This is a genomic window from Streptomyces filamentosus, assembly GCF_014654895.1.
Taxonomy (GTDB): domain Bacteria; phylum Actinomycetota; class Actinomycetes; order Streptomycetales; family Streptomycetaceae; genus Streptomyces; species Streptomyces filamentosus.
Map to the genome: position 1 here is coordinate 304,693 of NZ_BNBE01000004.1, position 14,087 is coordinate 318,779.

Genomic DNA, 14,087 nt, shown 5'->3' on the forward strand with positions numbered 1-14,087 from the left:
CCGGCCTGCTTAGGCTTCCGGCATGCGCGTACTGATCGTGGAGGACGAGCCCGCCCTGGCGGAGGCCGTCCGGGACGGCCTCCGGCTGGAGGCGATCGCCGCCGACATCGCCGGCGACGGCGACTCCGCCCTGGAACTGCTCCGCCTGCACTCCTACGACCTCGCGGTCCTCGACCGGGACGTCCCGGGGCCCTCCGGGGACGAGGTCGCCCGGTACATCGTCGCCTCCGGCAGCGGCGTCCCGATCCTCATGCTCACCGCGGCCGACCGGATCGACGACAAGGAGTCGGGCTTCGCGCTGGGCGCGGACGACTACCTCACCAAGCCGTTCGAGCTGCGGGAGCTGGTCCTGCGGCTGCGGGCGCTCGACCGCAGGCGCGCCCGCGCCCGGCCGCCGGTCCGCGAGCTCGCGGGGCTGCGGCTCGACCCCTTCCGCCGGGAGGTCTTCCGCGAGGGCCGGTACGTCGCGCTCACCCGCAAGCAGTTCGCCGTGCTGGAGGTCCTCGTGGGCGCCGAGGGCGGGGTCGTCAGCTCCGAGGAGCTGCTGGAGCGGGCCTGGGACGAGCACGCCGACCCCTTCACCAACGCCGTCCGCATCACCGTCTCCGCCCTGCGCAAACGGCTCGGCGAGCCGTGGGTCATCGCCACGGTGCCGGGCGTCGGCTACCGCATCGACACCGGTCCCACCCCCGCCCCCGATTCCGACCCCGGCTCCGGCTCCGCCGGCGGCCGTCCCGGTGCGTAGGCGCCCCGGGCTCAGCGTCCGGCTGAAGCTCACCCTCAGCTACGCGGGGTTCCTCGCCGTCGCCGGCGCGCTCCTGCTCGCCGTGGTGTGGGGTTTCCTGCTGCGGTACGTCCCCGACAACTCCCAGGGCCTCCTCGGCGTCTCGCCCAACCGCTACCTCCTCGTGCACACCTTCGCGCCCGCCGCGGCCGTGGCGATGGCGTTCCTCCTCGTGTTCGGGCTCGTCGGCGGCTGGGTCCTGGCGAGGCGGATGCTGGCGCCGCTCACCCGGATCACGGCCGCCGCGCGCGGCGCCGGCGACGGGTCGCTGTCCCACCGGATCCGCCTGGAGGGCCGGCGGGACGAGTTCCGCGAGCTCGCCGACGCGTTCGACGGGATGCTCGACCGGCTGGAGTCGCACGTCGCCGAGGAACGGCGGTTCGCCGCGAACGCCTCCCACGAGCTGCGCACCCCGCTGGCCATCTCGCAGACGCTGCTGGACCTCGCCCGTGAGGATCCCGCGCGGGACCGGGAGGACCTCCTCGCGCGCCTGCGGACCGCCAACACCCGCGCGATCGACCTCACCGAGGCCCTCCTGCTGCTCAGCCGCAGCGACCGGGGGACCTTCGCCCGCGAGGCCGTCGACCTCTCCCTCGTCGCCGAGGAGGCCGCCGAGACCCTGCTCCCCCTCGCCGAGCGGCGCGGGATCGCCCTCGACGTCACCGGCGGCGCGGCCTGGACCGGCGGCTCGGCCGAACTCCTGCTGCGGATGGTGACGAACCTCGTCCAGAACGCCGTCGTCCACAACCTGCCCGCCGGGGGCACGGTGACGGTCCACACGGCGGCGGAGGGCGACACGAGCGTGGTACGGGTCGAGAACACGGGCCCGCCGCTCCCTCCGGAGCTGGTGCCGACCCTCACCGAGCCCTTCCGGCGCGGGACCGACCGCGTCCGCACCGACGAGCACGCGGGCGCCGGCCTCGGCCTCGCCATCGTGCACAGCGTCGTCCGCGCCCACGGCGGAACCCTCGACCTCGTGCCCCGCCCCGCCGGCGGCCTCCTCGCCACGGTCCGGCTGCCCGCCTCCCCGGACGGGGCCCGTTAGGCCGTGCCTTCCGGATCAGGCCGGATCCGGAAGGCACGGCCCCACGCCCCGGTGCGGTTTCGTGATGCACCCCCGGGTGCGGCCCTCCGCTCGTACACGGTCACCCGCCGCCCCCGGACCCGGACGTCCGCCACCACCGCGAAGTCCTCCGCGAGGACGGCGGCCTTCGTCCTGTCGCGGGCGGACGGGAGCGGGTCCGGCGGCGTGCCCGCGTCGGTGACGAGGAGGATCCGCCGCTGGTCCCGCATGGCGGCCCTGATGGCGGCCGGGCCGGTCTCCACGCCCTTCAGCGTGCCCGACTCCCGCGGGCCCTCGGCGAGGGCGAGGTCGCGCAGGCCGCGGAAGGCGTCGGGGGAGACGAGCGCGGTGTCGCGGCGGGCCGCCGGGACGAAGAGCACCCCGTCGCCGGGCTCCTTCAGCCGCCCGACCTCCTCCGCCGCCGCCAGGACGTCGTCGACCCTGCTGTCTGGGGAGCGCTTCGCCTGGGCCTGGGGCAGCAGGGCGGCGGCCGTCACGGCCAGCGTCACGGGCAGCACCCACGGCGCCGTCCGGGCCGCCACGGCCAGGCCCGCGCCGATCAGCAGGGCCAGTCCCAGCAGGCTGAACAGCACGTACCGGTCCAGGAACAGCGGCCGGACGAGGGAGATCCCGGCCAGTGCGGCCTGCGGCAGCGCCAGCAGCGGGAACCCGACGGCCGCGGCGGAGAGCCGGCCGCGGCCCGGCCCGGCCAGGCGTGCCCCGAGGCCGCCGATCGCGAGCAGCACGGCCGGGCCGACCAGCGCGGGCCAGGTGAGCGGCGGTATCCAGTCCACCTGCCCGGCCTGCCCGGCGCTGAAGAGGACCAGCGGGAGGGCGCCCGCGACGGCGGCCCCCGACGCCACCGCCCAGCGCCTCCGCAGCCCGCGCCCGGCGCGGGTCCGGAGCAGGGTCGCCAGGTGTGCGGGCAGGAGCAGCAGCGACAGCCAGTTCAGCAGCGCGCAGACCAGGACCGTGCAGCCGTACGCGGCCCAGCTCCGCGTCCGGTCGTGTCCTTCGAGGGCGCGGACGAGGAGCAGCGTCGAGACGGCGGCCCCGGCGGCGACCAGCGCGTACGGGCGGCCTTCCTGGAGGTGGAACTGCACGGCGGGCAGCAGCCCGAGGACCGTCCCGGCCGCCAGGCCCGCCCGCGCCCCGGCCAGGCGCCGCCCCAGCTCCGTCACGCAGGCCGCGGCCACCGCCGTGGCCAGCACGGACGGGAGCCGCAGGGTCGTGGTGCCGGGGCCGAAGGAGGAGAAGAGGCCGTGCATCAGGAGGTAGTAGAGGCCGTGCACGACGTCGACGTTCTCCAGCATGTGCCCGATCGCCCCGGCGGGCCGCAGGGCCACCTGCCAGGTCGCGGCCTCGTCCCGCCACACGCTGTCCTGCCGGGACAGTCCCCACAGTCCGAACGCGACGGTCCAGGCGGCGGGCAGCGTCCACAGGGGAGGATTCGGGCGCGTGCCGAGGATGCGTAAGATCATGGGATCCACAGCCTGCGGCATCACCGGGCACCTCGGCAACGGATCTTTCCCGCAGGGGACTTCCTCCTCCGGAGGAGGACTTCGGGGGCCGGTTCCGGTGCCGGTGCCGGGGCCCGCCGTACGGTACCGTCCTCGGGTCCGGCCGTGCGCCGGGCAGTAGATTGCCCGTCATGAACGCGCTCGGGAACACCACTTGGCCTCCCGCTCCGATACGGACCGAACGGCTCCTGCTCCGCCCGGCCGAGGCCCGGGACCGGGGTCCGTTCGTCGAGCTGTTCGCGTCGCCCGAGGTGGGTGCCCACATCGGCGGCGCCCGGCCGCGCGACGAACTCGACCGCGTGGTGCCGGAGGTGCCCGGGCAGCGGCCCGGCGTCTTCGTGGCCGACCTCGGCGGGACGATGATCGGCATGATCACCCTCGACCCGCGCGGTGCGGAGCGCCCGGGGCACGTCCGCGCGGAAGGCGCAGAGACGGAACTCGGCTGCCTGTTCCTGCCGGAGGCGTGGGGGCGGGGTTACGCCTCCGAGGCGTGCGCGGCGGTCCTCGGCTGGTTCGCGGGCGTGCTCCCCGGCGAACCGGTGGTCCTCTCCACCCGGACCGCCCACGACCGCGCGGTGCGCCTCGCCGGGAAGCTCGGCTTCACCGAGGCGGGGCGCTTCGAGGAGTACGGCGCCGAGCAGTGGTTCGGCGTGTGGTCCCCGGCCCGCGCGGAAGGAGTCGACGCCGGCGGGTCCGGTGTCTGCGGGCCCGGTGTCAGCGTCTCTGGCGAGCGGGCATCAGGGCGCCCATGACCACGGCGGTGGTGAGCCATGTCGCCGCGCCCACGGCCGTGATGGCGACGACGGCCCCGGTGTGGGCCGCCGTGATCCCGGACGCGGTCACTCCGGCGAAGAGGCCCGAGGTGGAGGCCAGGTCGCGCTGGAGCGGGCCGCGCCGCCACGGGTTCACCGCCCTCCGCACCACGGCCGAGCCGCCCATCAGCAGCGGCGTTCCACCCATCAGCAGCAGGAGGGAGACCCACCAGGGGGCGGGGGTCCGGACGAAGACGATCACCGCCAGGGCGAGGGTGATCGCCATCATCGCCAGGAGCGCCCAGATGGCGGGCGGATCGAACTCCTCCCCCTGCTCGACGCCGAGCTCCTCGCCCAGGTAGGAGAAGGCGAGGAGGGCGGTGGCGGCCAGGCCGATCAGCACGGCCCACACCACGGCCATGCCGGTCAGCAGGAGCAGCCCGCCGGCCACCAGGACTCCGGTCAGCCACACCGTACGGCCCATGCCCCACTTGACCCTCCCGGCCGGCGTGCTCGTCCCGGCCGTGGGCTCGGAGGGCTCGCCTCCCCGTTCCGGCTCCGGCTCCCGTTCCGGCTCCGGTCGCCGGCGCGGGGCGGTCCGGGTCGGGGCGTCCGGCAGACCGGGGGCGGGGGGCCCGGCGGGCTCGGCCACGGTCGGCGTCGGTGCGGCGGGGGCGGGCCCCGGGGAGGGCGCCGAGGGCCGGGTGCGGACCTCGGCGAGGCGGCGGGCGACCTCGGCCGCGTCGGCGGGGCGCGCGCCGGAGTCCTTGGCCATGAGGTCGGCGACCAGCCGGTCCAGTTCCCCGGCGGCCTCCGGCCGGAGTTCGCGCACCGGCCGCGGGGCCGTCTCCAGGTGCCGGGCCATCACGGCCAGCACCTCGCCCGTGAACGGGGGCCTGCCCGTGAGGACTTCGTACAGGAGGCAGCCCAGGGCGTAGAGGTCGGCGGCGGGGCCCGCGCCGTCGCCGCGGATCTGTTCGGGCGCCATGTATCCGGGCGTGCCGACCACCATGCCGGTCATCGTCAGGGCGGGGACGGACGGCTGGGTGCGACGGGCGATGCCGAAGTCGCACAGCTTCACGTCGTCGCCGGTGACCAGCACGTTGGACGGTTTGATGTCGCGGTGCACCACTCCGGCGCGGTGGGCGGCGCCGAGGGCGCGACAGATCTGCCGCCCCCAGCGCACGGCGTCCGCCACGGGCGGCGGTCCCTCCGCGAGGACTTCGTTCAGCGGCCGGCCGTGGACGAGTTCCATGACCATGAACACCGAGGTGCGGCCGTCGAGTTCGGTCTCGCCGACGTCGTGCACGGCCACGGCGTGGGCGTCGGAGACGACGGCCGCCGCACGGGCCTCGGCGACGAGCCGGGCGGCGAGGTGCTCGTCGTCGGGGGCGGCGAGGACCTTGACGGCGACCGGGCGGTGCAGCCGCTCGTCCGTGCCCCGCCAGACCTGACCCATGCCTCCTTCGCCGAGGAGTTCCTCCAGCCGGTACCGTCCGGCCAGGATCCTGCCGCGCATCGTCTCTCCTCCCCTGCCGCCCCCGGCGGCCGCCCCGTGCGTGGCACCGATCGTGCCCAACTTCCGGCGGCACGCAAAATCCTCGCGGGGGGAGCGGAGGCCGCCGGTCAGTCGGCGGGGGCCACGGGGCAGTGGGTGCCGGTGTAGATGGTGGGCACGCAGCGGTTGCAGTGGATGCAGAGCGAGCGCGTCGCCGGGGCGCCGGCGATGCGGTGCACCAGGTCGGGTTCGCGGAGCAGGGCACGGGCCATGGCGACGAACTCGAAGCCCTCGGCCATGGCCCGGTCCATCCCCGCCCGGTCGGTGACCCCGCCGAGGAGGACCAGCGGCAGGGCGAGGCCGGCGCGGAACTCCAGGGCGCGGTCCAGGAGGTAGAGCGGTTCGTAGGGGTAGGCGCGCAGGAACGACCGGCCGACCGTGCGCAGGCCGAGCCGCTGGGGCAGCGGGAAGCGGGCGGCGAACTCCTTGAGCGGGGCGTCGCCGCGGAACAGGTACATGGGGTTGAGCAGCGAGCTTCCGGCGGTCAGGGCGAGGGCGTCCACCGAGCCGTCCTCCTGGAGCCACCGGGCGACCTGGAGGCCGTCCTCCGGGGCGAGGCCGCCGCGCACCCCGTCGGTCATGTTGAGCTTGGCGGTGATCGCGATCCGGTCGCCGACCTCCTCCCGCACGGCGCGGGCGAGGTCGAGGGCGAGCCGTGCCCGGCGGGCCGGGGAGCCGCCGTAGGTGTCGGTGCGGCGGTTGAGGCGGGGGCTGAGGAAGGCGCTGGCCAGGTAGTTGTGGCCGAGGTGCAGTTCGACCGCGTCCGCCCCGGCCGCCACGGCCAGCCGGGCGGCCGAGGCGTGGGCGCGGACCACGCGGTCCAGGTCCTCGGCCGTGGCGGCCCGGTCGCGGCGCAGGCCGACCGGGTTGAGGCCGCCCATCGGGGAGAGGGAGGGCAGCCGGTTCGAGCGGGCGTCGGCCACCGGCCCCGCGTGGCCGAGCTGGAGGGAGACGGCGGCGCCGGCGTCGTGGACGGCGTCGGTGAGCCGGCGCAGTCCGGGCAGCGCCTCGGGCCGCATCCACAGCTGCGCGCGCCGGGTGCGTCCTTCGGGCGCGACGGCGCAGTAGGCGACCGTGGTCATCGCCACTCCCCCGGCGGCGGGCCGGCGGTGGTACTCGATCAGCTCGTCGGTGACCACGGCGTCGGGGGTGCGGCCCTCGAACGTGGCCGCCTTGATCACCCTGTTGCGCAGCCGCAGGGGTCCCAGCCGGGCCGGGGCGAGCACGTCGGGTGTCGGGCCGGAGGGTCGCGGGGGCCGGTCGGCTGCGGTCATGCGCGGAGCATCGCACAGAACTGACGAGGTGTCAGCTCACGCGGAGGGGGCGGCCTGAGCCCTCCCCGGGGCTATCCTGCGCGGATGACGCGCGAGCCGGAGCTGACCTCCCCCGTGGACCTGTGCCTCCCCGGCGGGCGGCTGAACCCGGCCGCGGTGGGCTGGACCCGGCGTCCGCTGCACTCCTCCGGGCTGCGCGGCTGGGGGCGGGCGAAGCGCTGGGAGTACTGGGGCATCGTCACCCCGGACCACATCGTCGGCCTGGTCGCCTCGTCGCTGGACTACGCGGGCGTGCACGGGCTCTACGTGCTGGAGCGGGCGACCGGCCGGGAGACCCGGAAGGACGTGGTGGTGCCGCTGGCCCTCGGGGCGCGCTTCCCCGCCCGCAGCGGCGCGGGCGAGGTCACGGCGCGCGGCGGCGGCCTGACGATCGCGATCCGGCAGCGCCCGGACGGTTCGACGGTCCGCGCGGCGGCGGAGGGCGTACGGCTCGACGTCGAGGTGCCGCTGCCGCCGGGCCACGAGTCGCTGGGCGTGGTGGTGCCGTGGAGCGCCCGGCGGTTCCAGTACACCGTCAAGGACGTGGGCCGCCCGGTGCGCGGCACGCTGGAGCTGCGGGGACGGACGTACGAGGTGGGCGGGCCGGAGGCGTTCGCGGTGCTGGACCACGGCCGCGGCAAGTGGCCGTACGCGGTCACCTGGAACTGGGCGGCCGGGGCGGCCCCGGGGCGCGCCGTCCAGCTGGGCGGCAGGTGGACGGACGGCACCGGCGCCACCGAGAACGCCCTCTTCGTCGACGGCCGGCTGCACAAGATCGGCGAGGAGCTCCGCTGGACCTACGACCGCGCGGACTGGCTGCGCCCGTGGCGGATCGAGGGCGAGCGGGTCGACGTCCGCTTCCGCCCGTTCCACGAGAAGGCGTCCCGCACGAACCTGGGCGTCGTGGCGAACGAGACGCACCAGTGCTTCGGCCGCTTCTCCGGCCGTGCCACGGCCGACGACGGCACGGAGCTCGACCTCGACGGCCTGGTCGGCTGGGCCGAGGAAGCCCGCAACCGCTGGTAGACGGGCCGGGCGCGCCCCTGTGCGGAGAAGGCGGCGGGCGTCCGGCGGCCCCGGACACGGCTGCGGGGCCCGGAGGAGCGGTCGGGGTGTACGGACCGGCCGCCCGGGGCACACGCCTTCGCACGGGCGGCCGCCCGGCCGCCCTCCGGCGCTCCGTTCCGGGGAGGAACCATGGCCGTACGGATCCGACTGGTCCACGCAGCGCCCCACGAGGTGTGGGCGGTACTCGCCGACGCCTCGCGCTACGCGGACTGGGTCGTGGGCACCAGCGAGTCGCACGCCGTCGACGGCGTCTGGCCCGAGCTGGGGTCCGCCCTGGAGTACGACGTCCGGCTCGGGCCGTGGACACTGTCGGGGACCACCGTCGTACGCCGGGTCGAAGCCCCCCGGGAGCTGGAGCTGGAGGTCCACAGCGGTCCCCTCGGGACGGTCCGGGTGGCCGTCGAGGTCCGCCCCTGGGGCCGGGAGGCCCTGGTCATCGTGGACGAGCACCCCCTGCGGGGAGTCGCGGGCGCGCTGCACAACGCCGCGTTCGACGTGCTGATCCAGCTGCGCCACCGCGACATGCTCCGCCGGCTGGCGAACGTCGTGGAAGGTGGAAGGGTGGGTTCCCGGGGGTGAGGAGAGGACGAGAGGCGGTGGTTCCGTGCCCCGTACGGCGCTCATCGTGATCGACATGCTCAACGCCTACGAGCACGAGGACGCCGACGACCTGGTGGCCTCCGTGCGCGAGGCCCTGCCCGGCGTCACGGCCCTGCTGAAGCGCGCGCGGGCCGGGGAGTCGCCCGTCGTGTACGTGAACGACAACTTCGGGAGGTGGCGCTCCCACCACGGCGAGATCCTGGACGTGGCCCTCGCCGGCCGGCACCCGGACCTGGTCGAGCCGGTCGCCCCCGAGGAGGACGACCTCTTCGTGGTCAAGGCACGGCACTCGGCCTTCTACGAGACCCCGCTGGCCTATCTGCTCGGACGGCTCGGGGCGGAGCGGCTCGTGCTGTGCGGCCAGGTGACCGAGCAGTGCGTGCTGTACTCGGCACTGGACGCCCACATCCGGCACTTCGACGTCGTCGTCCCCCGGGACGCGGTCGCCCACATCGACGGCCGGCTGGCGGAGGCGGCCCTGCGCATGATGAGCCGCAACATGTCCGCGGACGTCTGCGAGGCCGCCGAGGTCGCCTTCGACGACTGACGCGCGGTCGGCCCGCGCAGCGCGCGCCGACCGGCGCTCACCGCCCGGGGCGGAGCCGGCCGAGGCGGTGGGCGCGCAGCGCGGTCCGGGCGGCGTTGGCCCCCGGAGCGCCGTGCACGCCGCCCCCGGGATGCGCGGTGGCGGAGGCGAGGTAGAGGCCCGTCACGGGGGTGGTGGGACGCCCGCTGCCCGGCAGGGGGCGGAAGAGGAGCTGCTGGTGCAGGCTGGTGGTGCCCTGGTTGACCGCGCCTCCCACGAGGGCGGCGTCGAGGCCCTCCAGGTCGGGCGGGGCCAGGAACCTGCGGGCGCGGATCAGACCGGTGAACCCCGGGGCGTGCCGCTCGACCTGGGCTTCGACGCGCCGGGCGAAGACCTCCCTCTCCCGTTCGTCCCAGCGGCCCCGGAGGGCGTCGTCGCCCGCGTCGCCCGCGATCGCCTGGGGCACGTGCGTGTAGGCCCAGGCTGACTCGGTGCCCGCCGGGGACCGGCCGGGGTCCGCCGTCGTCATCTGCCCCAGGACGAGGAAGGGGACGCGGGGCACCCGGTGCATGGCGAGGTGCGCCGCGAAGAGGGTCAGTTCGTCCATTCCGCCGGCCAGGTGGACCGTCCCCGCCGTGCGCGGTCCCTCCGCGCGCCAGGGGATCGGCCCCGACAGGGCCCAGTCGACCTTGACCGTGGAGAAGTCCCACTGGAAACGCTCCAGGTCCGCCCGCAGCCGCGGGGGGAGCTCGTCCGGCGGCAGGAGACGTCCGTACACCAGGGGGGCGGGGAGGTCGGCCAGCACGGCCCGCCGGGCCGGGACCAGGGTGCCGTCGACGGTGCGGACCGCCACGGCCCGCCCCGAGCGGACCACGATCCCGCCGACCTCCTGCCCGCACCGCACGGTGCCGCCGCGGTCCGTCAGCCGGCGGACGAGGGCGTCCGTCAGGGCCTGCGCGCCGCCTCGCGGGACGGGGAAGCCGTAGGTCTGGCCGAGCATGGACATCAGCCAGCCGAAGCCGCCGCCGAGCGCCGATTCGGGAGCGAGATCGGCGTGCAGGGCGTTGCCCGCGACGAGGAGCCGGCCGCCCTCGCCCGCGAACTCCTCCTCGCCGAACCGGCGGGCCGGGAGGAGCATCATGCGCGCCACCCGCAGCGCCTCTGCGCGGCCCAGCCGGGCCGCGAGGCGCACGCCGGCGCGGACCGGCGGGAAAGGCGTGAAGAGGCAGGCCAGCAGGTCCTCGCGGATGCGGTCCCACAGGCCGTACAGGCGCTCCCAGGCGGCGCCGTCGCCGGGCGCGAAGCGTTCCAGCGACGCCGCCGTCTCCTCCGGGCCGGAGGCCAGGACGGCGCAGCGGCCGTCCGGCAGGGGGTGGGCGACGACGGCGGGGGCGCGGCTCCAGCGCAGCCCGTACCGCTCCAGCCGCAGGTCTGCGATCAGGGGGGAAGCCGCCGCGAGCGGGTAGAAGGCGCTGAACAGGTCGTGCACGTAGGCGGGGTCGAGGCCGCGGTCGCTGCGGACGGCCCCGCCGGGCGTGGGCTGCGCCTCCAGGACCAGGACCTGCCAGCCGGCGTCGGCGAGCAGGTTGGCGGCGACCAGTCCGTTGGGGCCGGCGCCGATCACCACCGCGTCAGGGTTCGTCACGTTCGTCACCGCCGTTCTCGGGTGCGCGGGGCTCTGCCACGGGGTCCTCCGTCCCGGTCCGGGTGGTGTTCCGGCGGGCGGCGCCGGTGCCCGGGGCGTTCCTGCGGGCAGCCCCCGTGAGCGGCCCGGGCCCGGCGGCTACCCGGGGCACCGGGGTCCAGACGTGCGGGCCCGGCGGCGGGAGGCGGCCAGGACCGTGCCCAGGGCGAGGCCCGCCGCGGCCGTCCGGCGGCCCGTGGTGCGCAGGCCCCCGTGGCGCCCGCCGCGCAGGGCCGCGCCCGCATCGCTCGCGCCGTACAGGATGCCGCTGCTCGGCGGCGCGTCCCCGGCCGGCCCGAAGTAGGTCCGGTCGGTCCGGCGTGCCGCCGCGCGGCCCAGGGGCCGCCGGGCGAGGGCGTGCGCCGTGACCAGGAGCCGCGCGTACGGCCCCACGAGGACGCGGGGCCGGGGCCGGGCGGTCGTCCGCACGACGGCCCGGGCGACGCGCTCGGGCGTGGCCACCGGGGGCAGCGACCTCACGGCGCGGCCCGAGCGGTTCCCGGCCTGCCGGAAGAACGGGGTGTCCACGGCGGCCGGCAGGAGGGTGCAGACCTGGATGCGCCGTTCACCCGCGAGCGCCAGTTCCTGGCGCAGGACGTCGTCGAAGACCACCAGCGCCGCCTTGGACATGGCGTAACCGCCCAGGTAGGGCGCCACCACGACCCCGCCGAGCAGGGAGGCCACGTCGATCACCACTCCGCGGCCCTGCCGGCGCATCACGGGCAGCACGGCGCGGGCCCCGTGGACGGCGCCGAGGACGTTCACCTCCAGGAGCCTTCGCAGCTCCGCGGAGGGCACCTGGTCGAACCGTCCCAGGATGCCGACGCCGGCCGCGTTGACCCACACGTCGACGCGGCCGAACCGGTCCACGGCGCGCTCCGCGAGTTCTCGCACGGCCCGCTCGTCGGCCACGTCGGTGGGCACGGCGAACCCCTCGCCTCCCCTGCGCCGGCATTCCCGTGCCACCTCGTCCAGCACCGCCTCGCTCCGCGCGGCCAGGACGACCCGCGCGCCCCGCCCCGCGCAGGCGAGGGCGGTGGCCCGCCCGATCCCGCTCGAAGCGCCGGTCACCACCACGACGGCGTCGCGCATCCTCACACCGTGCTTCTCACCGCGCCGCCGGCTTTCATGCGCGCCGACCGGGCGCGGTGACGGCGCGCCCGCCCCGGAGCGGGGAGGGCGGAAGGCAGCACGGTCGGAACGCGGAAGGGCGGGGCCGGGGCCCGGGCGGTCAGGAGGGGCGTACGGCCATGACGACCACGCCCGGGCCGACGTGTTCGTCGGCGGGAAGCCGGAGCTCGGCGACCGTGCGCAGTCCGGCCCGCTCGACGAGGTCCACGAGCTGCTCCGGACGCCACTGGTGGGTCGTCCAGCTGACGGGCACGCCCCCGTACGCCTCGGTGCGCACCAGGTCCTCGTCGCCGACGTGGGTGGCGGTGATGAGGTGCCCGCCGGGCTTCAGGGCACGGGCGAAGCCGGCCAGGACCTGGGGAAGGACGGTACGGGGGAGGTTGAACAGCGACCACCAGCCGAGCACGCCGCCGAGGGACTCCTCGCCGAGGTCGAGTTCGGTGGCGGAGGCGACGTCGAAGCGGCAGTGCGGGTGGAGGCGGCGCGCGTGCTCGATCATCCGGGGCGAGAGGTCCACCCCGGACACGTCGAGCCCGCGCCCGGCGAGATAACCGGTCACCGTCCCGGGCCCGCAGCCGACGTCCAGGACCGGCCCGAGGCCCGCCACGCTGTCGGCGAAGGCGTCGATCGCCGCCTTCAGCCAGGGGTGCTTGCGGATGTCGCCGAGCCCCGTCGTCAGGACCATGTCGGCGTAGTTGTCGGCCACGCGGTCGTAGGACGCGCGGACCAGGTCGAGATCGGCGGGGCGGTCGATGCGGTGTGAGGACATCGCGCCACCCTACGGGCCGGCCGGGGGGCCGCGCCTCGCCTCGCGGGAGTTCGCGGGAACCCCTCTTCCCCGGTGGGGCCAGGACTCGGCGGGGGCGCCTACAGGTAGTCCCGCGTCGCGGTGACCCGGCCGAAGCGCGGGAAGGTCCTCGCCACCGCGAAGTCGTGCTCCTCCGCGACCGGTCCCGACATGGCGTCGGCGACGAACTCGACCTCGTAGCCGAGGTCGCCCGCGGCCCTGGCCGTGGACTCCACGCCCATGGTGGTGACGAGCCCGCCCAGGACGATCGTCCCGACGCCCAGCTTCCGCAAGCGGTCGTCGAGGTCCGTGGTCGCGAACGCGCCGATGCTGCGCTTCACCAGCACGACGTCCCCCTCCTCCACCAGACCGGGCGCGAAGCCGCTCCCCGGCGGCTGCTCGGCGACGCCGGGCCGGTCGACGCGGACCTGGACCACCGGGCGCCCCTGCGCGCGGAAGGAGTCCGCCAGCTCCCGGCACCGCGCCAGCACCTCGTCGCCCGTGTGCGGGGCGAGGGGGAGCGCGATGATGCGCGGCATCAGGTCGATCAGCAGCAGAGCGGTCGTCATGTCGCCCGACCTTAGGCCCTGTTCGCCGGCGGCGCGGGGAAAATCGTCGGTCGGCGGGCCGGGCCGCCCGGGGGCGCCGCGGAGGTCACGCGGACGGCAGGAGGCCCCACGTCTGGAGGGCGTAGGGACGGCCCTTCTCCTCCCCCTCGATGAGGGGGACGTCGAGCAGGGTGAAGCCCGCCTTGGTGGCGACGGCGACGCTGGGCGCGTTCTCCGCCTCCAGCTCCAGGATCACCCGCTCCGCCCCGAGCTCCTCGAAGGCGTACGCCGCCATGACCCGCACCGCGCGCGCGGCCAGGCCCTGGCCCCGGTGGGCCGGGCCGACCGCGTAGCCGAGCTCCACGCCCCCGCCCTCGGCCTCGGGGAGGCGGCGCAGCATCCCCTCGCCGAGCGGTTCGCCGCCGTCGAGGGTGATCGCGAGGAGGATGACCGACTTCTCCGCGCGCAGTTCCCGGGACCGCACCAGCCGCGCGGCCGCGGCCGCCGCGTCGAAGGGGGAGACAAGCGGCGTCCAGTACGCGATGTCGGGGTCGTCGAACAGCGCCGGCATGGCGGGCACGTCCGTCTCCGTCCAGTCGCGCAGGACGAGCCCCTCGCCCGTCAGCCGGACCCGGTCGGGAAGCGGCGGATGTGTGCTGTTCATGAACGGTTTTCCTCCCTGACGGCCAGGCCGGGCAGCCTACATCGGAAGAGATCATCCGATCATCCGCTTTCAGGACGCCCCTCGCCCCT

At 76.0% G+C, this 14,087-nt stretch carries 14 protein-coding genes; 6 read left to right on the forward strand and 8 right to left on the reverse strand.

Features of this window, described 5'->3' with window-relative positions; translation table 11 throughout:
* The first annotated feature begins 22 nt into the window (after window positions 1-22).
* A complete protein-coding gene (locus IE326_RS35165; protein WP_190044469.1) occupies window positions 23-745 on the forward strand; it encodes a response regulator transcription factor in 723 nt (240 codons plus the stop codon).
* Entirely contained in the window at window positions 738-1,829 is a 1,092-nt protein-coding gene (locus IE326_RS35170) for a sensor histidine kinase (RefSeq protein ID WP_190044470.1), read from the forward strand. Before IE326_RS35165 ends, IE326_RS35170 begins: the two co-directional genes overlap by 8 nt.
* Here the strand turns inward: IE326_RS35170 and IE326_RS35175 are convergent.
* Window positions 1,826-3,328, reverse strand: coding sequence for a glycosyltransferase family 39 protein (locus tag IE326_RS35175; RefSeq protein WP_190044471.1), 1,503 nt, complete (start codon window positions 3,326-3,328; stop codon window positions 1,826-1,828). The genes IE326_RS35170 and IE326_RS35175 overlap by 4 nt on opposite strands.
* Window positions 3,329-3,498: 170 nt before the next feature.
* Here IE326_RS35175 and IE326_RS35180 point away from each other — a divergent pair, with 170 nt between their 5' ends.
* Window positions 3,499-4,119 (forward strand): GNAT family N-acetyltransferase, encoded by a 621-nt coding sequence (locus tag IE326_RS35180; protein WP_190044472.1) that lies wholly within the window; start codon window positions 3,499-3,501, stop codon window positions 4,117-4,119.
* Here the strand turns inward: IE326_RS35180 and IE326_RS35185 are convergent.
* Window positions 4,082-5,638: a serine/threonine-protein kinase gene (locus IE326_RS35185; protein ID WP_190044473.1), complete on the reverse strand. Its 1,557-nt coding sequence runs from the start codon at window positions 5,636-5,638 to the stop codon at window positions 4,082-4,084. The genes IE326_RS35180 and IE326_RS35185 overlap by 38 nt on opposite strands.
* Window positions 5,639-5,745: 107 nt before the next feature.
* Entirely contained in the window at window positions 5,746-6,951 is a 1,206-nt protein-coding gene (locus IE326_RS35190; protein ID WP_190044474.1) for an NADH:flavin oxidoreductase, read from the reverse strand.
* Between the two features lie 84 nt (window positions 6,952-7,035).
* Here IE326_RS35190 and IE326_RS35195 point away from each other — a divergent pair, with 84 nt between their 5' ends.
* From IE326_RS35195 to IE326_RS35205, 3 genes are all read left to right on the forward strand, one after another.
* A complete protein-coding gene (locus IE326_RS35195; protein ID WP_150233646.1) occupies window positions 7,036-8,016 on the forward strand; it encodes a DUF2804 domain-containing protein in 981 nt (326 codons plus the stop codon).
* A gap of 171 nt (window positions 8,017-8,187) precedes the next feature.
* Window positions 8,188-8,637, forward strand: a complete 450-nt coding sequence (locus tag IE326_RS35200; protein ID WP_190044475.1) for an SRPBCC family protein — start codon at window positions 8,188-8,190, stop codon at window positions 8,635-8,637.
* A 25-nt stretch (window positions 8,638-8,662) separates the two neighbouring features.
* Window positions 8,663-9,205 carry a cysteine hydrolase family protein gene (locus tag IE326_RS35205; RefSeq protein WP_190044476.1) on the forward strand — a complete coding sequence of 181 codons (543 nt, stop codon included), beginning with the start codon at window positions 8,663-8,665 and terminating at the stop codon, window positions 9,203-9,205.
* Between the two features lie 37 nt (window positions 9,206-9,242).
* Here IE326_RS35205 and IE326_RS35210 read toward each other — a convergent pair whose 3' ends face one another.
* From IE326_RS35210 to IE326_RS35230, 5 genes are all read right to left on the reverse strand, one after another.
* The gene (locus IE326_RS35210) at window positions 9,243-10,829 is read right to left on the reverse strand and encodes a phytoene desaturase family protein (protein ID WP_190044477.1); all 1,587 of its coding nucleotides are present in this window, start codon (window positions 10,827-10,829) and stop codon (window positions 9,243-9,245) included.
* Between the two features lie 138 nt (window positions 10,830-10,967).
* Window positions 10,968-11,960: an SDR family NAD(P)-dependent oxidoreductase gene (locus IE326_RS35215; protein ID WP_190044478.1), complete on the reverse strand. Its 993-nt coding sequence runs from the start codon at window positions 11,958-11,960 to the stop codon at window positions 10,968-10,970.
* Window positions 11,961-12,099: 139 nt separating this feature from the next.
* Window positions 12,100-12,768, reverse strand: coding sequence for a class I SAM-dependent DNA methyltransferase (locus IE326_RS35220; RefSeq protein WP_190044479.1), 669 nt, complete (start codon window positions 12,766-12,768; stop codon window positions 12,100-12,102).
* Window positions 12,769-12,866: 98 nt separating this feature from the next.
* A complete protein-coding gene (locus IE326_RS35225; protein ID WP_150233656.1) occupies window positions 12,867-13,355 on the reverse strand; it encodes an isochorismatase family protein in 489 nt (162 codons plus the stop codon).
* An 85-nt stretch (window positions 13,356-13,440) separates the two neighbouring features.
* Window positions 13,441-13,998 carry a GNAT family N-acetyltransferase gene (locus IE326_RS35230; RefSeq protein ID WP_150233658.1) on the reverse strand — a complete coding sequence of 186 codons (558 nt, stop codon included), beginning with the start codon at window positions 13,996-13,998 and terminating at the stop codon, window positions 13,441-13,443.
* Between the last annotated feature and the right edge of the window lie 89 nt (window positions 13,999-14,087).